The organism is Eikenella sp. Marseille-P7795 (assembly GCF_916618725.1).
GTDB classification, from domain to species: Bacteria; Pseudomonadota; Gammaproteobacteria; order Burkholderiales; family Neisseriaceae; genus Eikenella; species Eikenella longinqua.
Genome location: NZ_CAKAJZ010000009.1, coordinates 1 through 17,918 on the forward strand (window position 1 = coordinate 1; position 17,918 = coordinate 17,918).

Sequence of the window (17,918 nt, forward strand, 5' to 3'; positions counted from 1 at the left end):
GCCGTGCCGCAGCGCCAGCGACAGCCACTGGGTGGAGGTGTCGATGGCGAGCAGCGGGCGGCTGCCGGGGAGGGAGGGCTGACTCATGCGCGTTTTGCATCCTCGGCCGGATTGGCGATTTTCGAGAGATTGCGCACCAGCGCGGCGAGCATCGACAAATCGGCGGGCTCGTATTGCTGCATGTCGGCAATCTGGCTGCGGGCAGCGGCGATTTTGGCGGCGGCGTGGCCGTTGCTGCCGGCCTGCAGGAAGTCGCGGGTGAGATCGAGGTGGATTTGGGTGGCGTCTTCGTAGATTGCCAGGCAGGCTTGGCCTTGCCATTGGTTGCCGCGCGGCAGTTTGGCGATGGCGCGGTAAATCCAGCTCATGTTCAGCCGTTCGGACAGCATGAAATAGGCTTTGGCCACGGTTTCCACGGGCTTGCCTAAATCGGCGGCCAAATCCACCACGGCCAGCACGTTGGCGGCAAAGGGCAGGCGTGCGAGCTCGGCGGTTTCCTGCGCGCTGAGCACGCCGTAGCCGCTTAAGCGGGCTTCGCGCTCGGCGATGCTGGGGTGCTCTTCGGCTTGGATGCGGGCGGGCAGCTGCTGCATAAATTCAACGGTTTGCGCACGATATTGCGTGATGAGGCTGCCGAGGTTGCCGAAGGGGCGGCGGTTGCGCAGCAGCTGACCGGCCACGTGGCTGATGAGCTCGGCTACGTCGGCAATCAGACGCATTTGCGCTTCGGCGGGTAGGCGGTTGTCGAAGGCTTGGATGGCTTGGAAGCGGGCTTCGCCGTCGAGCAGGATGTCGGCCAGCCAGTAGGCGCGCACCACGTTGGCCACGGAGGCTTGGTTTTCTTCGCTGCAACGCTGGATGAAGTGCGGCCCCATGCGGTTGATGATGCGGTTGGCCAGCTGGCTGGCGATGATTTCGCGTTTCAGGTAGTGATGCTGCATTTCGGTGCCGTACTGCTGTTGCAGCGGGGCGGGGAAATAGCGGATCAGGGCGGGCAGGAAGTTGGGGTCGTCGGGGATGTCGCTGCCGAGGATGGCGTCTTGGCAGTGCATTTTGCTGTAGGAGAGCAATACGGCCACTTCGGGGTTGCTCAAGCCTTGGCCTGCGGCGGCGCGGCGCTGGATTTCGGCTGCATCGGGCAGGAATTCCACGGCGCGGTCTAAAGCGGCGTGCTCTTCGAGATAGCCGATGAGGTTGGCGGCGGTTTTCAGGTAGCCTGAAGGATTGAGCTGGGCCACGGAAAGGGCTTGGGTTTGTAAATAGTTGTCTTGCAGCACGAGTTGTGCCACTTCGGCGGTCATCTGTTTGAGCAGCTCGTCGCGCTCTTCTTGCGGCAGGCGGCCGGCGCGCACGGCTTCGCCGAGCAGGATTTTGATGTTTACTTCGTGGTCGGAGCAATCTACGCCGGCGGAGTTGTCGATGGCGTCGGTGCAGCAGCGGCCGCCGTTTTGCCAGTATTCGATGCGGCCGAGCTGGGTGGCGCCGAGGTTGCCGCCTTCGCCCAACACTTTGGCGCGCAGCTCGCTGCCGTTCACGCGCACTTCATCGTTGGCTTTGTCGCGGGCGTCGGCGTGGCTTTCGGCTTCGGCTTTGATGTAGGTGCCGATGCCGCCGTTGTAGAGCAGTTCCACGTCGGCTTTGAGCAGCTCGCGGATGAGCTCGTTGGGGGTGAGGCTTTCGGCTTCGATGCCGAGCCAGGCTTTCACTTCGGGCGTGATGGCGATGGATTTGGCGCTGCGCTCATACACGCCGCCGCCTTGGGAAATCTGCGAGCGGCTGTATTTTTCCCAACTGCCGCCGCTTTGGAACAGGCGTTTGCGCTCGTCGAAGCTCTTGGCGGCGTTCGGGTTGGGGTCGATGAAGATGTGGCGGTGGTTGAAGGCGGCTTGGAGGCGGATGTGTTCGCTCAGGAGCATGCCGTTGCCGAACACGTCGCCGCCCATGTCGCCGATGCCCACCACGGTGAAGTCTTCATTTTGGATGTCTTTGCCCAGATGGCGGAAGTGGCGTTTCACGGATTCCCAGGCGCCGCGGGCGGTGATGCCCATGCCTTTGTGGTCGTAGCCGGCGCTGCCGCCGGAGGCGAAGGCGTCGTCGAGCCAGAAGCCGTGTTCGGCGGCCAGGGCGTTGGCGGTGTCGGAGAAGGAGGCGGTACCTTTGTCGGCGGCCACTACCAGGTAGGGGTCGTCGCCGTCTCGGCGGTGCAGCTGCGGCGGGGGCTCGATGCCTTCGGCTGTGCGGTTGTCGGTGAGGTCGAGCAGGGCGTTGATGAAGATGCGGTAGCAGGCCACGCCTTCTTTCAGGTAGCCTTCGCGGTCGGCTGCGGCATCGGGCAGCTGTTTGCACACGAAGCCGCCTTTGGAGCCGCTGGGCACGATGACGGCGTTTTTCACCATTTGCGCTTTCACCAGGCCGAGCACTTCGGTGCGGAAGTCGTCGAAACGGTCGGACCAGCGCAGGCCGCCGCGCGCCACTTTGCTGCCGCGCAGGTGGATGCCTTCCACGCGCGGGCTGTACACCCAAATTTCATACATGGGGTGCGGTTTGGGCAGGAAGGGGATGTCTTTGGATTTGATTTTCAAGCTGATTTCGGGTTTCAGGTAGCCTGCTTCATCGGTTTGCCAGAAGTTGGTGCGGCACACGGCGAGGATGACGGCGCGGAAGGCGTTGATGATGCGTTCGTCGTCGAGCGAGGGCACGTCGGCCAAGAGGCCGGTGAGTTCGCTGTTGATCATCAGGGCGCGGTTGTCGTCGGCTTCTTCGGGGTGCAGGCGGGCGGCAAACAAATCAGCCAATTTGGCGGCGATGGCGCCGTGGCGGATGAGGGTTTGCTCGATGCGCTCCTGGCTGAAAGGCAGGGTGGCCTGTTTCAGGTATTTGGCAATGGCGCGCAGCAGCACGCTGTTGCGCCAGGAAATGCCGGCGGCGAGCACCAAGGCGTTGAAGCGGTCGTTTTCCACGCGGCCGGCCCAGAGTTCGGCAAACAGCTCGGGCAGCTCGGCAGCGGCGGCCGGCCCGCCTTCGGCAGCTTGCTGCACCGGCACGCTGGCGGCGGCGGAGAAGTGGGTGAGGCCGACGGCGGCGTCTTCGGTGTAGAGCGTGTAGGGCACGGCGGTGTGCACGCTCAAGCCCATGTTTTCAATCAGCGGCAGGGTTTGCGACAGGCTGGGGCTGAGCGGGGTGTAGAGGCGGAAGGCATAGGGCGCCACGGGGTTATCTTGCGCGCCGAAGGTGGCCACCACGGGCTGCTCGTCGGAGAGCTGGGCGGCGTGTTTCAAATCGGCAATGGCCTGCTCGGGGCCGAAGGCTTCGCGGTAGGCGGCGGAGAAGGCGCCGTCTGCTTCGGCGTGGGCGACGGGTTTGTCGGCCTTGGGCGCGGGGGCGGCTGCGGGGGCAGCTTGTTGCGGCTCGGCAGGCGCTTCGGCGGCGGGCTCGGGTTGCGGCGCGGCTGCGGCAGCGTTGTCGGCCTCGGCGTTTTCCACCAGTCGGGCAACGTGTTGCTCCAGCTTGGCGGAATGGAAGGCGGGCAGGCGTGCGGCGTTGGTGTGGCACAGGAATGGCACGCAGGCCAGCGCGCTGTCGTCGGCCAGCTGCACGGCGAATTCGCAGCTCTCGGCGGCGAGCGCGGTTTTCAGGTAGCCTGCTATGCGCTGGCACAGGCGGCTGTCGAACTGCTCTTTGGGCAGATAGCACAGCACGGACACATAGCGTTTGAACAGGTCGGCGCGGGCAAACAGGCGGGTGCGCGGGCGGCGGCTGAGGGCGAGCAGGCCGCCCAGGGTTTCAACAAGCTCGCCCTCGCCGGTTTCAAACAGCTCGTCGCGCGGGTAGGTTTGCAGCAGGTGGCGCAGCTGGCGTTCGTTGTGGCTGCCGTCTTCGAAGGCGAAGTGTTTGAGGGCGTGTTCGGCTTTGCGGCGCAGCACGGGGATGTCCCAAATGCTGCCGGTGTAGGCGGGGGCGGTGTAGAGGCCGATGAAGCACCATTGGCCGATCACTTGGCCGCTGGCGTTGAGCTTTTGGATGCCGATGAGGTTGTAGTAGGCGGGGCGGTGGATGCGGCTGCGGTGGGAGGAGCGGTCGAGCAGCAGGCGGTCGCTGTGCAGCCACTGTTTTTTGTCGGCGTCGGAAAGGGCGGCGAAGTTGTCGGCGAGGAAGCGGCTGTTGTTTTGGGTGAGGATGCCTTGCGCGGTGTCGGCTTTGGGCTGGAGGCGCGGGCTGCCGGACTGGCTCACCAAATCGTATTCGCAGAAGCCCATCAGCAGGAAGTTACGGTCGGCCAGCCAGCTGAGGAAGGAGACGATTTCGGCGTCGTGGCTGCGGCCTTCGTTTAAAATCATTTGGTTGACCAGCAGGAGCTGGCCGCGCAGTTTGTGCTCGCTGGCGGCCAGCATGCCCAGCTCGGCCAGCAGCAGGCGGATTTTCTCGGCCAGCTCTTGATCTTGCGCGGCTTCGGCGCCCTCCAGATAGAAGGCGGCCAGGGTTTCTTTGGCGCTGCCTTCGTGCGCTTCGGCCTGGATGGCGGCGGCTTGGCCGTTGTCGCTGCGTTTGACGTGCCACACGCTGTGCAGCACGGCCAGCGGGGGGCGCTGCTCGCGGTTGAGCAGCATCAGCAGGGAGTCGAGCAGAAAAGGGGTGTCGTCGGCCACGATTTCCACCAGGGTGTGCTGCACGGCGTCGCCGGTGGGCGATACGCGCACCACGGCTTTGCCGGCGGCGCGGGGCTCTTGCGCGAGCTTGCGGTGGGAGTCGGCGGCGGCCACGAGGGCGTCGTCGCTATAGCGGGCGAGGTCGGCGAAGTCGGCCTGCCGGTAGTAGCCGGCGAGGAAGGGGGGGAAGTCTTCCGTAAAATTCTGTTGGCGGGCGCAATCTTGCAGGCGTAAAACCGGGGCGGGCAGGCTCATGAAACGGCTCCTCTGAATTATTGGAATTTGGAATATATAGTGGATTCAATTTAAATCGGGACAAGGCGGCGAGCCGCAGACAGTACAAGCAGTACGGAAGGGCGAGCCAACGCCGTACCGGTTTAAATTTAATTCACTATAGTGTGGAGTGGAAAGGGTTTGGTTTAATCCGCCATATGATACGCGAGTTGGCATTTTTCAGGTAGCCTGCGGGGGTTTTCAGGTAGCCTTTGAGGTGGAAATGTATCGTTTGTTTTACGGGAGGCTGGGAAAGGGCGGATGCGGCAAAACAAATCCGCCCGCGGCGGCGGTTTGCCGGGCGGGCGGATGGAGGGATGGGCGGCGCTTAGTGGTGGTGGCCGTGTTCGCCGTGGGCATGGCCATGGGCGATTTCTTCGGGTGTGGCGGCGCGGATGTCGCTCACTTTGGCTTTGAAGCGCAGTTTCATGCCGGCTAAGGGGTGGTTGCCGTCTACCACGGCTTTGCCGTCGGCGATGTCGGTAACGCGGTAAACGATGGCGTCGCCGGTAACGGGGTCGTCGGCTTCAAACATCATGCCCACTTCCACTTCCACGGGGAAAACATCGAGCGGCTCGAGGCGCACGAGCTCGGGGTCTTGCTCGCCGAAGGCGTCGTCGGGCTGGAGGGTGATGTCGATTTCGTCGCCCACGGCTTTGCCGTGTAGCGCTTCTTCCACCAGCGGGAAAATGCCGTCGTAGCCGCCGTGCAGGTAGGCGATGGGCTCTTCGGTTTGGTCGATGAGCTGGTTGTTGGCGTCAAACATTTCGTAATGCAGGGTTACTACGCTGTTCTTTTCGATATTCATGGCACTTTCCTGCCGAGTGGTTGGGAAGGCTGTATTTTACCGTATTGGGATGTTTAGGCAATGCTGCGGCGCTTTGGTGGGCTTGGATTGGGCAGGCGGGCGGGCTGAGAACGGGCTGCGGCTTGGCTTGCTGGCGCGGGGTTGCCGTGGCGGGCGGCGGCTTGGTAGGAGCAAGAGAAGGTATTTGGCTTGGGTGTGGTTTTGGATTGATTTGTTTGGTGTTTTCTGGGATTTGGGAAGATGATGGCTTGGGCGGGGTAATGATGATGGGTGTGGCTGGCCTGTTTGGAGGATGAGCGGCTCGGGCGGAGGCGCGGCGGGGGTTGGTTTACAAAAACAGGGTTTTTTTAGGCAGGATTTTACGGTTGCCGGAAAATTTTCAGGTAGCCTTTGCGGGAGTTTGAGGCTACCTGAAAATTTTAGAAGCATGGCAAAGGAGGTGCGGCTATTGTGTTTTCAGGTAGCCTTTATGGTGTGTAAAGGCTACCTGAAAAATAAAATGCCCGAGCCGGGTGGCGCGGGCATGGGCGGTTTATTCGCGGTCGAGGCCGAAGGCTTTGTGCAACACGCGGGTGGCGAGCTCGAGGTATTTTTCGTCGATGAGCACGGACACTTTGATTTCGGAGGTGGAAATCAGCTGGATGTTGATGTTTTCTTCGGCCAGTGTGCGGAACATGGTGGCGGCCACGTCGCTGTGTGAGCGCATGCCGATGCCGACGATGGATACTTTGCATACGGTGTCATCGCCGTCGATGCCGGCCGCGCCGATGTTGTCTTCCACGGCTTTCAAGAGCTCGAGCGTGTGGCGGTAGTCGCCGCGCGATACGGTGAAGGAGAAATCGGTGGTGCCTTCTTCGCCGGCGTTTTGGATGATCATGTCCACTTCGATGTTGGCGGCGGATACGGCACCGAGAATCTGATAGGCGATGCCGGGCTTGTCGGGCACGCCGCGCACGTTGATGCGGGCTTGGTTGCGGTCGAATGCGATGCCGGATACGATGGCTTGTTCCATATTGGGGTCTTCCTCATAAGTAATCAGGGTGCCTTCGCCGTCTTCGGTGAGGCTGCTCAACACGCGCAGGCGGACTTTATATTTGCCGGCAAATTCCACCGAGCGGATTTGCAGCACTTTGCTGCCCAGGCTGGCGAGCTCGAGCATTTCTTCAAACGACACGGTATGCATGCGCCGTGCTTCGGGCACCACGCGCGGGTCGGTGGTGTAAACGCCGTCCACATCGGTGTAGATTTGGCATTCGTCGGCTTTGAGCGCGGCGGCCAGCGCCACGGCGGAGGTATCGGAGCCGCCGCGGCCGAGGGTGGTGATGTTGCCTTCGGCATCCACGCCTTGGAAGCCGGCCACAATCACCACTTTGCCCTGCTCCAGGTCGGCGCGCATTTTGCTGTCGTCGATATATTCGATGCGGGCTTTGGTGTGGGCGTTGTCGGTTTGCACCAACACCTGCCAGCCAGTGTAGCTCTTGGCGGGCACGCCGATGTCTTGCAGCGCCATGGCCAAAAGGCCGATGGTTACCTGCTCGCCAGTGGCGAGGACAACGTCCATTTCGCGCGGGTCGGGGAATTCTTGGATTTCGTGCGCCAGCGCCACGAGGCGGTTGGTTTCGCCGCTCATGGCGGACACTACCACCACCACGTCGTGCCCTTCGGCGCGGGTGCGGGCGATGCGTTTGGCGACGTTTTTGATGCGCTCGGAACTGCCCACCGATGTTCCGCCGTATTTCTGTACCAATAAAGCCATTCTTGGATACTCTCTTTAACTTTTGAAGCCAACCCGCCTGCGGCGGCGGATTGGCTGTGATGAGGTTGGAAGCGGTTGCCACAGAGGCAGGCGGCATTATTGCCAGTTTGGCATAAAAACACAAGCCTGTTGTGGGCGGAAGCGGCTGCCGGGGCGAAAAAGGCGGCGCGGCGGCGGAAAATTCCGACGGCATCGGGCAGGGCGTGCGGCGGGTTTGCTACAATCTTTGCAGCCCGGATTTATCGGCGCTGGCATTTTTCAGGTAGCCCCTTGCCGCCGGCCGCTGCTTAGAAAGGGCTTCAGGCTACCTGAAAACAGGTTTCCGTAGAAACCGGGTTTCTGCAAAACGAAAACATGCATGGCAACGAAGTGAAAAATAACAGCCTGCCAAACAGCTTGCCATTTTCAGGTAGCCCCTGCGGCGGGAGTCTACCTGAAAGAAAACAGAGGATTGCGGCGCGGCCCGAAACCGCCAGCGCCGCGTTAAGCACCCAATAGGAGAAACGCGATGGACATCAAACGACTGAAATATTTCTGCACCGTGGTGGAATGCGGCAGCTTCACCAAGGCTGCGGAAACGCTGCATATTTCCCAGCCACCCTTAAGCAAGCGCGTGCAGGAGCTGGAGCAGGAAATCGGCACGCCGCTGCTGTTTCGCGACGGTGGGCGCATCCGTCCCACGCCCACCGGTTTCTTCCTTTATGAGCGCGCTGGAAATCTTGGTGGGCATCGGCAATATCGAACGCGACACGCTGGTTTTCGCCCAACAGCAGCAGCACGTGTTGCGCATCGGGCTCACCCATCTCTATCAAAAATATTTCACCCCGCTGATTATGGCCATCCGCCGGCAGTATGCCGACACGGAAATCAATGTGTTGGTGTCCGATTCCAGCCACCTGGAAACGCTGCTGAACAATCAGCTGATAGACATCGCGCTGATTCAGCAGCCGAAACGGCTGGAGCGCTACCGCTATCTGGCGCTGCCGGCGGTGCGGCTGGTGGCCGTGGTGCACCGCAGCCTGCTGCCAGAAGGCGCGCCCGAAACGATGACGCTGAAACAGCTGGGCGCGCTGCCGCTGATTTTGCTGCGCCGCAGCAGCGGGGTGGGCACGTTTGAACAATTGATGGATCAGATGCACAAGAGCGGCATTGTGCCGAAGGTGGTAATGGGAGTATCACAGCCGAGCGTGATTGTGGATTGGATTGAGTCGGGCATCGAGGTGGCAGCGCTGTTACCGGAATCGGAAGTATGTCCATCGCAGTTGCACCACAGCGTATTGGTACAAGTGTTGCCCAGCTTACAGGTGTTTTTCCCGGCGCTGGTAAAGCTGACCACTACGCCGGAAATCCGCGGGCTGGAGGAGGTGATGGCAAACGGTTATCCGTTTGTGGCGCCGCGTTGCCGGTGAGGGCGGGCGGGGTTTTCAGGTAGCCTTTTCAGTATTCATATCGAATGCGGGAAGGCTACCTGAAAATATTTGGCCGGCCGGGATGGGTTAGCTGTTTTCTTCGTTGCGCCGCCAATGGGTTTTGTGGGCGAAGATGGGGCGGTTGCTGGTGTGTTTGATGTAGTCGAGGCTGAGCTGCCAGATGTCGCTGGGGAAGACTTTGGCCATGGGGTGGGCTTGGGCGTAGAGCTCGAGTGCGGCGCGGCGTGCGGCGGGCTCGGTGAGGCATTCAGCGCGGGCGGCAAATTGGATGCCGCAGATGTCGCGGATGCGTGCGGGCTGGCCGGCGATGGTGCCGGCAATGCGGTGGTTGAGCAGCATGAGGCGGCCGTGGTGGGTGGTTTTGCTGGTGAGCACGATGAGGCGGGCAGCGGCTTCGTCGAATACGTAGAAGCAGCTGGCGCTCCACAGTTCGCCGTTGTGGCTGGCGGCGAGGCTGACGACGTGGTGTCCGGCAAGGAAGGTGCGGATGTGGGTGGGCAGGGGCGGCATGGTGTGTGGGCGAGTGTGGGTGGTGGGAAGGCTGCCTGAAAATATAGTGGATTAAAATCAGAATGCTACTGCGTTGACTCGCCTTGCTACTGCTTGTACTGTCTGCGGCTCGCCGCCTTGTCCCATTCTGATTTTAATCCACTATAGGTGCTGCAAAAATGGTGCAAACGGCTTTGCGTGGCGAATGGTAGTAGCTGGGCGGGAAACGGTATAGCGGGCTACCTGAAAATGGGTGAAGCGGATTTCGCTAAAACGAGGGTTTGGCAGGACTTCGGCAAAGTGGAAAATATGGGGCGAAAGGAAACGGCGCGGCAGGTTTCAGGTAGCCTGCCGTGCCGTTTGGTTTCGCCGGGAGTTTGACGTTTGATAGTGAAAACGAGGCTGCCAATAAGAAGGCGAGTTTCTGTGCAGCCCACACAGGTTTTCAGGTGGCCTGGAGGCTAATGCCCGGCGACGTAGGTTGCCCACAAATATGAAATGGGCATTGCCAGTATCAAGGCAGGCAGCATATTGGCTACAGGGAAGGATTTGATACCGGTAATCCGGAGACCGGTAGCCACCATAATCAGCCCGCCAGCAGCGGCAAAGTCGGCACGCATTTCGGGGGTGGTGAGCGGCACAATCAGCCCAGCCAACGTAGCCAGTGTGAGCTGAATGGCCAGTTGCGGAACGGCGATGGCGGATACGGCGTAGCCTAGCGTGATGGCGAAGATGCCGGCGGTAAAGAAGTCCAAAATGGCTTTGATGTAGAGGATGGAGGGATCGCCAGTCATGCCTTCGTGCATAGAGCCGAATACGCCAGTACCGCTGGCGCAAAATAATACCAAGATGGCAACAAATTTATCCAAAAATTCTTCATGCGACAAAGTGCCATTGGAAGGCAGGAATTTGTCAATCAGAGTACGGGTAGAGGCAGCCAGCTTGTTGATGTTTTTTTCGATGTAACACAACTCGCCGATAGTTAAGCCGATAACCGAAGCCAACACTACTGCAGCATAGTATTTTACGCCCGGGATAGCCATGATACCCAAACCAATGGAACATAAACCAAACAAAGGGTTGAGGCCGACGCGTACGCGTTCAGGCAGCTTGTTGCCGGCAAAAGCACCAAGGAGTCCGCCGATCACGACGGCGCTACCATTTACAAAAGGGCCAATAAGCATGATATTCTCCTAAATTAAATGAGTTATTCTGCTCCGCCGCTCCAGCGCGGCAGGTGCCGCACGGAAATGCCGAACAAATCCAGCGCGCGGCCGACGCTGTGGGTGAGGATGTCGTCCAGCGTTTGCGGGCGGTGGTAGAGCGCGGGCACGGGCGGGAAGATGATGCCGCCCATTTCGGTAACGCGGCGCATGTTGTCGATATGGGCGAGGTTGAGCGGCGTTTCGCGCGCCATCAGCACCAGCTTCCTGCGTTCTTTGAGCACCACGTCGGCGGCGCGGGTGAGCAGGTTGTCGCTCAGGCCGTGGGCGATGGCGGCCAGGGAACGCATGGAGCAGGGCGCCACCAGCATGCCGAGGGTTTGGAACGAGCCGCTGGAAATAGATGCGCCCAAATCCTGAATCGGGTGGACTACATCGGCCATGGCCAGCACTTCTTCGCGGCTGTAGGGCGTTTCCAGCGAGCGGGTCATTTCCGCGCCTTTGGAGATAACGAGGTGCACTTCCAGATCGGGCACGGCCTGCAAGAGCTGCAAGGCTTTGTGGCCGTATTGGAAGCCGCTGGCACCGCTGATGCCGAGGATGATGCGTTGTTTGCCCATGATTGCTCCTTGGGTGGATGGGTGGTGGCGCTGGGTGCGCCGCTGTTTTTGGTTTTTCAGGTAGCTTCAACGCGGTTTGGCCGCAGGGGCTTGAGGCTACCTGAAAATCAGCCGGTGCCATTTAAAAGTCCGGCAGGAAGCGTTTTACGTCCACTTCCATAAATTTGCAGCGCTGGAAGTGTTCTTTCAGGTGCAGCGGCACGGTGCAGTCGAAAATGGTTTTGCACGATGTGCCTTCCTGAATCAGGCGGTTGCTGAACGCGGGCGACTGCGAGGGGTCGAGCGGGTGGCAGCGCACGCCGGGGATGAAGATGGTGTCGTTGTCGCCCTGGTAGCGCGTTTGCATGGCCCACAAGACGTCGTCGGTGTCGAAAATGTCCACGTCTTCGTCCACCAGAATCACGTGTTTCAGCTCGGGGAAGGCGGAGAAGGCGAGTAGGGCGGCCTGGCGCTGGCGGCCTTCGTCGGCGGGGGTGGTTTTCTTAAACTGCATCACGGCCAAGAGTTTGCCGCCGCCGGAAGAATGCGCAAACACGTTTTGCAGGCGGCCGGGCATGGCGCGTTCCACCATATCGAGGATGCTGGCTTCGGTGGGGATGCCGGCCATGTTCACATGCTCTTCGCCCGGGCCCATGGTGGTGCGCAGAATCGGGTTTTTGCGGTGGGTAACCGCTTTCACTTTGATCACGGGTAGGGCGGGCTTGGCGTCGCCGGTGTAGCCGGGGAATTCGGGCATGGCTTTGCCGGTGTTGCTGTTTTGGTCTTCGCGCACGCGCACATCGGGCAGCAGCTCGCCTTCAATCACCACTTCGGCATGGGCGATGGCGCGCTCGTTGATGGTGAGGCACTTGGCCATTTCCACGCCGTGACCGCGCAGGGCGCCGGCAATGCTCAATTCGTCGAAGCCCAGCGGGGTGGTGGGCGGCTCGAAGCAGGCGGCCATTTCGATGGCGGGATCCACGCCGATGCTGATGGAAATCGGCAGCGGCTTGCCAGCGGCTTCGGCTTTCTGGCGGAAGGCGTCGATGTGGCGGCCGGGGGTGAGCCACATGGAAAGCTCGTCTTTGCCCTGCACGCACAGGCGGTGGATGGTGATGTCGGATTTGCCGGTGTCGGGGTCGGAAGCATAGCACAGACCCATGGTGAAATAGGGGCCGGCGTCTTCCACGGTGTTGGTGGGGGCGGGCAGCAGGGTGCGCAGGTCGAAACTGGGGTCGCTGGCCAAGTGCACCACTTCCTGGCATTTCGGTTTCTGCTCGGCGCCAAGCAGCACTGGCGGAATCGGGTTTTGCACGGAATCTTTGAGCAGGAAGCCCAGCCGTTCGGGCGGGCAGTTAAGGAATTGGCCGACACGTTTGCGCGAGCCCACCAAGCCGATGGCCACCTGAATGCCGGGATAGCCTTTCACCTTGTTAAACACCATGGCGGGGCCGTTTTTGCGGGTGGGGCGCTGGCAGGTGCCGCCGGCGCCCACGTAGCGGTACACACCCGAGAGCTCGGCAATCGGATCGACTTCCACATCGGTGGACACCAATTCGCCGGGCAGGGTTTTTAAAAGCTCGAGTGCGGAGCGCAGGTCGTGCACGGGGGATTTTTGCGGGTTCGGCATTTTCTACACCTCTCTGTTGCGTTGGGGAAAGTTCGGAATGCTGTTGCAGTATAGGCGCGCGGGAGATAGCGGGGAAATACCGTTTTGTTTGCAGGGGAATACCGAAACGGTATGGCGGGAAGGCGGACGGTTGGCTGTGTGGGTTTGATATTTTTGGCTTTGTTGCAGACCGATATTTTTCAGGTAGCCTGCATACGTGCGAATGAGGCTACCTGAAAATTTGCGGCTGCGTTTAGCCTGCCTTGAGCGCGCGCTGGCGGCGGGTTTCGGCCAAGACCATGCCGGTGCTCACCGACACGTTGAGGCTTTCCACCGTGCCGAGCATGGGGATGGATACCAGCGCGTCGCAGTGTTCGCGGGTGAGGCGGCGCATGCCTTCGCCTTCGTTGCCCATCACCCAGGCCACGGCGGCGGGGATATCGTAGTGGAACAGGTCGGCCTCGCCGCCCATGTCGGTACCCACGATCCAGATGTCGCGCTCTTTGAGCTCGCGCAGGGTGCGGGCGAGGTTGGTTACGGCGATGTAGGGCACGGTTTCGGCGGCGCCGCAGGCCACTTTGCTCACGGTGGCGTTGAGGCCGACGCTGCGGTTTTTCGGGGCAATCACGGCGTGCACGCCCATGGCGTCGGCCACGCGCAGGCAGGCGCCGAGGTTGTGGGGGTCGGTGATGCCGTCGAGGATGAGCAGCAGGGGCGGCTCGCTGAGGTTGTCGAGCACGTCGTCGAGGTGGACGTGGTTGTGCGAGGCGTCGATGAAGCCGGCGATGCCTTGGTGGCGGGCGTGGCGGCAGAGGTTGTCGAGGCGGGCGGCTTCCACGAAGTGTACGGGGATATTGGCTTTGGCGGCTTTTTCCAGCGCTTGGCGCATGCGTTCGTCGTGGCGGCCGGCGAGGGCGTAGAGTTCGGTGAGGCTTTTGGGGTTTTGCCACAGGCGGGCATTGACGGCGTGGAAGCCGTAGATGAGGCGGCGGTTGGACATGGGTTGGGCTTTCGGGGTGTTGTTCGGTAATGTGGTTTGCGAGATGGGTTTCAGGTGAATTTCAAGTTTCAGGTAGCCTTTTGCTATTCGCGTTTTATCCACCCTTGCGCCTTATGTCGGCGCGGGCACCTACTTTTCTTTGCTTCGTCAAAGAAAAGTAGGCAAAAGAAAGACGACTGCGGGCACAGGTTTGCTGCGCAAACTTCCCTCACTCTGCACGGTTTTTTGGGCGGGCTCGCAACTTGCGGCTGCGCCGCTTCGAACATGCAAGCCTTTGTTTCCCGAAAAGCCGTGCTCCGTTCGGCTGCGCCAGCAGGGGTAGCGCAGCATTGCACGTTTGTGGGGAATTGTTTGTTTTGGAATTTGTATATCGTTAAAGGCTACCTGAAAAATTGGGTTTGCTTGAAGCTTAATCCTTCTTGGGAGAGGACGGCAAAGCGCTGAGTTTGCATCAAGCAGACGATATTTCTATCTATCCGGCGGCGGCAGAGGTTTCAGGTAGCCTCATGCGGCAGCGGGTTTATTCCGGCCACAGTTTTTGGAAGGCGCGCACGGCGGCGGCGGGGTCGGGCGCTTGGGTAACGGCGCTGACCACGGCCAGCGAAGACACGCCGGTGGCGAGCACGGCTGGGGCGTTTTCCAGCGTGATGCCGCCGATGGCCACGGTGGGCGTGCTGCCGGCCAGTTGCACGTAGCGGCGCAGTTTTTCCAGCCCCTGCGGCTCGGTGGGCATGGCTTTGGTGGCAGTGGCGAACACGGCGCCGCAGGCCACGTAGCTGGGGCGCACGGCCAGGGCGCGTGCCATTTCGGCTTCGTCGTGGGTGCTTAGGCCGAGGCGGATGCCGGCGGCGGCGAGGGAGGGGAAGTCGGCGCTATCCATGTCTTCCTGGCCGAGGTGCACGCCGTAGGCGCCTTCTTCCAGTGCGAGCCGCCAGTGGTCGTTGATGAAGAGCTGGCTGTTTGAGCCGCGGGCGGCGGCCACGGCGCGGCGCACTTCTTGTCGCAGGGCTTCGCCGCTGAGGGTTTTGCTGCGCAACTGCACGGTGTCGGCGCCGGCGGCCACCATGCGCGCCACCCAATTGGCATCGGGCACCACGGCGTAGAATTTGAGCGGGCGGGCAATCGGGGGGAAGGGGAGCATGGCGGGCGGCCTGTGGGTGGTGGACGGGCGGGTATTATAGCGCAGCGGGAAAGGCTGCGGCGGGTTTGTGAGGGGGGAGGCTACCTGAAAATGTGGGGCTTGGCTTGGTAGGAACGCGGCCGGGCGAAGGCAAGATGTTTTTCAGGTAGCCTGTTTGGGAGTTGTATGGTTGGTTTTAAATGCAGTCATCCGAAGGTGGCTGACAATCGAGCCGTACTGTGCCACCAACTTACGGTAATTTCAACACACAGCCGCCCGAAGGCGGCTGATATAAGGACTACCGCGACATCGACGAGCTGCTGGTTTCAACACACAGCCAATTGAAATCAGCTGAAACAGCCAACAGAACTATACCCCATCACCCGCATCCCATACAGGCTACCTGAAAAAATCCAGCCTCCGTTCCGCCGAAATCCGAACTTTTTCAGGTAGCCTCTTCCCCTTCACTCCCGTGTGCGGAACCCGCCAAAATAAAGGGCTCCAGCTCTTCCGCCCGCGCCTGCCAGCCGTTTGGCACGGAGAGTTTGCAATGCGTTTGCAGGTTGGCGGCGGCGAGGCAGCCGTGCTGTTCGTTTGCCCACAGCGGCCACAGCGCGCGCATAAAGGGCGGCACTTTTTTCTCTTGCAGCAGGCGGCTGATTTTCTTGCGGCCGTGCGGCAGCGGCAGGGTGTCGCCCGGCTCGGGGGTGCGCCAGATACCGCTCGCGGGGCGGATCAGGTTTTCAGGTAGCCCGTGCGGGGCGGGCTGCCAGGCGGGTTGGGCAAAGGGTTGGCCGTTTGCCTGCGCATTGGGCACGGCAAACAGGCGGCCGGCATAGAGGACGGCGCGGCCGCGCGGCAGCGGCCATTCGGCCTGCAAGACGGCGGGGTTGGCCAGCGTGTCGGCAAACTGCCGCACGCCGGCGGCGAAGGGGCTGCCGAGATGGTGGCGGCGGGCGAAAACATGCAGTTGGTGCGCCTGCCGCAAGGGGCTGAGCTGCCGCCAAGAGGCTACCTGAAAACGGCCGGCGGCATCGTATAGGCTGCGGTGTTCGCTTTCGGTGTAGTCGTCGAGCAGCGCCAAATCGCGTTGCAGCTGGCTCACGCTGGAGAGCAGCTGGCTTTGGAGCTTGGGCATACGCTCCTGCCAGGGCGGCAGGCCATGCCGGCGCAACCAGTTGCGCAGCAGGGTGGTGTCGGCATTGCTGTCGTCTTCCACCCAGGGCAGGCGGTGCGCGCGGGCATATTCCACCAATTCGGCGCGGGAAACGGCCAGCAGCGGGCGCCACAGGCTGACACGTTCGTTCAGCGCGCGCAGGGCGGGCATGGCGGCGAGCGCGCGCAGGCCGCCGCCGCGCAGGGCGGCCAGCAGCAGGGTTTCGGCCTGGTCGTCGGCGTGATGCGCCAGGGCGACGGCGTCGGCGCGGCTGCGGGCGAAGCAGCGGTAGCGTTCGGCGCGGGCGGCGGCTTCCAGCCCGAGCCCGCCAAATTCCACCCGCACGCGTTCCACCCGCAGCGGCACTTGCCACTGTCCGCACAGTTCGCGGCAAAATGCCGCCCATTCATCGGCGGCGGCATCGAGGCCGTGGTGCACGTGCACTGCGCTTAATTCCAGCGGCAATTCGTTGCGCAGGCTGCACAAAATATGCAGCAGCACCACGGAATCCACCCCGCCGGAAAAGCCGGCTTCCACGGCAAAACGGCCGGCTTTCTCGGCCGGCCATTGCTGGGCAACGAGTTGCCGCAAGGGGTTATTTTTCGGTGTATTTGCCATAGGCCATGATGCGGTCGAAACGCTTGGCGAGCAGTTGGTCGATGGGCTGGTGTTCTAAATCGTCCAGCTGCTGGCGGATGGTTTTGCGCACGTTGTTCATCACTGCTTCGTAGTCGCGGTGGGCGCCGCCCAGGGGCTCGGGGATGACTTGGTCGATCAGCTCCAAGGTTTTCAGGCGCTTGGCGGTGATGCCGAGGGCTTGTGCGGCATCGGGGGCTTTTTCGGCGGTTTTCCACAGGATGGAGGCGCAGCCTTCGGGGGAAATCACGGAATAGGTGGAATATTGCAGCATGTTTACGGCATCGCCCACGGCAATGGCCAGCGCGCCGCCGGAGCCGCCTTCGCCGATTACGGTGCAGATTACGGGCACACGCAGGCGGGTGAGCTCGTAGAGGTTGCGGCCGATGGCTTCGGATTGGCCGCGCTCTTCGGCGCCGATGCCGGGGTAGGCGCCGGGGGTGTCGATGAAGGTGAGCACGGGCAGGCCGAATTTTTCCGCCGTTTGCATCAGGCGCAGGGCTTTGCGGTAGCCTTCGGGGCGGGGCATGCCGAAGTTGCGGCGGATTTTGGCTTTGGTGTCGCGGCCTTTTTGGTGGCCGACCACTACTACGCTCTGGCCTTCGAATTTGGCCAGGCCGCCCACGATGGCGTGGTCGTCGGCATAGTGGCGGTCGCCGTGCAGCTCTTCGAAATCGGTGCACAGGGCTTCGATGTAGTCGAGTGTGTAGGGGCGCTGGGGATGGCGGGAAACCTGCATGATTTGCGCGGGGGTGAGCTTGGCGAAGATGCTTTTGGTGAGCTCGTTGCTTTTCTTTTGCAGGCGTTCGATTTCTTCGGAAATGTCGAGAACGGAGTCGTTTTGCACGAAGCGCAGTTCGTCGATTTTTTGCACCAGTTCGGCAATGGGCTGTTCGAAATCGAGAAAAATCTGTTTCATGGGTTTGTTTCCTTGTTTGCGGCAGCCGGCTGTGTGGGCGCGGCGGCGAAACATGCTCCGGCGGCGGGGCGCGGCGGGAGGCGTTTCTTAACATGATTTAGCCGTATAAACCGCCGCAATGATACGCTAAGATGCGCGGTTTGTGCAGCTATTGCTGCTGATTTTTCGATATATGGGGTGGTTTCAGGCGGCCTCTTGCGGGGCTAACTATTTTGTTGTGCTTGGGTTTTTGCTAAATTTTGTTATGCGGTGGCATCAAGAGCGGCGGCTCGAAATTTTTCAGGTAGCCTGTGTGGTGCGGCAGGGGATGTAAA

The 17,918-nt window shown here is 61.3% G+C and carries 13 protein-coding genes and 1 pseudogene; 3 read left to right on the top strand and 11 right to left on the bottom strand.

Translation table 11 applies throughout. The annotated features are described in order from the left end of the window. Nucleotides 1-83: 83 nt before the first annotated feature. The 3 genes from LG371_RS10365 to LG371_RS10375 form a co-directional block, all read right to left on the bottom strand. The gene (locus tag LG371_RS10365) at nt 84-4,901 is read right to left on the bottom strand and encodes an NAD-glutamate dehydrogenase (protein WP_225748433.1); all 4,818 of its coding nucleotides are present in this window, start codon (nt 4,899-4,901) and stop codon (nt 84-86) included. A gap of 346 nt (nt 4,902-5,247) precedes the next feature. Then, nucleotides 5,248-5,727: a peptidylprolyl isomerase gene (locus LG371_RS10370; protein WP_067591241.1), complete on the bottom strand. Its 480-nt coding sequence runs from the start codon at nt 5,725-5,727 to the stop codon at nt 5,248-5,250. Nucleotides 5,728-6,259: 532 nt separating this feature from the next. Then, the gene (locus LG371_RS10375; protein ID WP_225748434.1) at nt 6,260-7,483 is read right to left on the bottom strand and encodes an aspartate kinase; all 1,224 of its coding nucleotides are present in this window, start codon (nt 7,481-7,483) and stop codon (nt 6,260-6,262) included. A 354-nt stretch (nt 7,484-7,837) separates the two neighbouring features. Between LG371_RS10375 and LG371_RS10380 the strand changes: the two genes are divergently transcribed. The 3 genes and pseudogenes from LG371_RS10380 to LG371_RS10390 all read left to right on the top strand — a co-directional run bounded on the left by LG371_RS10380 (nt 7,838) and on the right by LG371_RS10390 (nt 8,892). After that, complete coding sequence (locus tag LG371_RS10380; protein WP_156503480.1) at nt 7,838-7,981, top strand: hypothetical protein; 144 nt, start codon at nt 7,838-7,840, stop codon at nt 7,979-7,981. 10 nt (nt 7,982-7,991) lie between these two features. Then, nucleotides 7,992-8,162, top strand: a pseudogene (locus tag LG371_RS10385) (LysR family transcriptional regulator); the annotation flags it as partial. A 22-nt stretch (nt 8,163-8,184) separates the two neighbouring features. Further along, nucleotides 8,185-8,892 (top strand): LysR family transcriptional regulator substrate-binding protein, encoded by a 708-nt coding sequence (locus LG371_RS10390; protein ID WP_225748435.1) that lies wholly within the window; start codon nt 8,185-8,187, stop codon nt 8,890-8,892. Between the two features lie 87 nt (nt 8,893-8,979). Here the strand turns inward: LG371_RS10390 and LG371_RS10395 are convergent, their stop codons facing one another. The 8 genes from LG371_RS10395 to LG371_RS10430 all read right to left on the bottom strand — a co-directional run bounded on the left by LG371_RS10395 (nt 8,980) and on the right by LG371_RS10430 (nt 17,604). Next, complete coding sequence (locus LG371_RS10395) at nt 8,980-9,423, bottom strand: pyridoxamine 5'-phosphate oxidase family protein (RefSeq protein ID WP_225748436.1); 444 nt, start codon at nt 9,421-9,423, stop codon at nt 8,980-8,982. Between the two features lie 440 nt (nt 9,424-9,863). Beyond that, on the bottom strand, nt 9,864-10,586 hold the full coding sequence (locus LG371_RS10400) for a DUF554 domain-containing protein (RefSeq protein WP_067591253.1): 723 nt from the start codon (nt 10,584-10,586) through the stop codon (nt 9,864-9,866). Nucleotides 10,587-10,609: 23 nt separating this feature from the next. Then, entirely contained in the window at nt 10,610-11,185 is a 576-nt protein-coding gene (locus tag LG371_RS10405; RefSeq protein WP_067591256.1) for a UbiX family flavin prenyltransferase, read from the bottom strand. 121 nt (nt 11,186-11,306) lie between these two features. After that, nucleotides 11,307-12,794 (bottom strand): UbiD family decarboxylase, encoded by a 1,488-nt coding sequence (locus LG371_RS10410; protein WP_225748437.1) that lies wholly within the window; start codon nt 12,792-12,794, stop codon nt 11,307-11,309. Nucleotides 12,795-13,026: 232 nt separating this feature from the next. Beyond that, entirely contained in the window at nt 13,027-13,773 is a 747-nt protein-coding gene (rlmB, locus tag LG371_RS10415) for a 23S rRNA (guanosine(2251)-2'-O)-methyltransferase RlmB (RefSeq protein WP_067591582.1), read from the bottom strand. A gap of 520 nt (nt 13,774-14,293) precedes the next feature. Then, entirely contained in the window at nt 14,294-14,914 is a 621-nt protein-coding gene (gene thiE, locus LG371_RS10420; protein ID WP_067591262.1) for a thiamine phosphate synthase, read from the bottom strand. A gap of 424 nt (nt 14,915-15,338) precedes the next feature. Then, nucleotides 15,339-16,640 carry a tRNA lysidine(34) synthetase TilS gene (gene tilS / locus LG371_RS10425; protein ID WP_225748438.1) on the bottom strand — a complete coding sequence of 434 codons (1,302 nt, stop codon included), beginning with the start codon at nt 16,638-16,640 and terminating at the stop codon, nt 15,339-15,341. 4 nt (nt 16,641-16,644) lie between these two features. After that, a complete protein-coding gene (locus LG371_RS10430) occupies nt 16,645-17,604 on the bottom strand; it encodes an acetyl-CoA carboxylase carboxyltransferase subunit alpha (RefSeq protein ID WP_067591585.1) in 960 nt (319 codons plus the stop codon). Between the last annotated feature and the right edge of the window lie 314 nt (nt 17,605-17,918).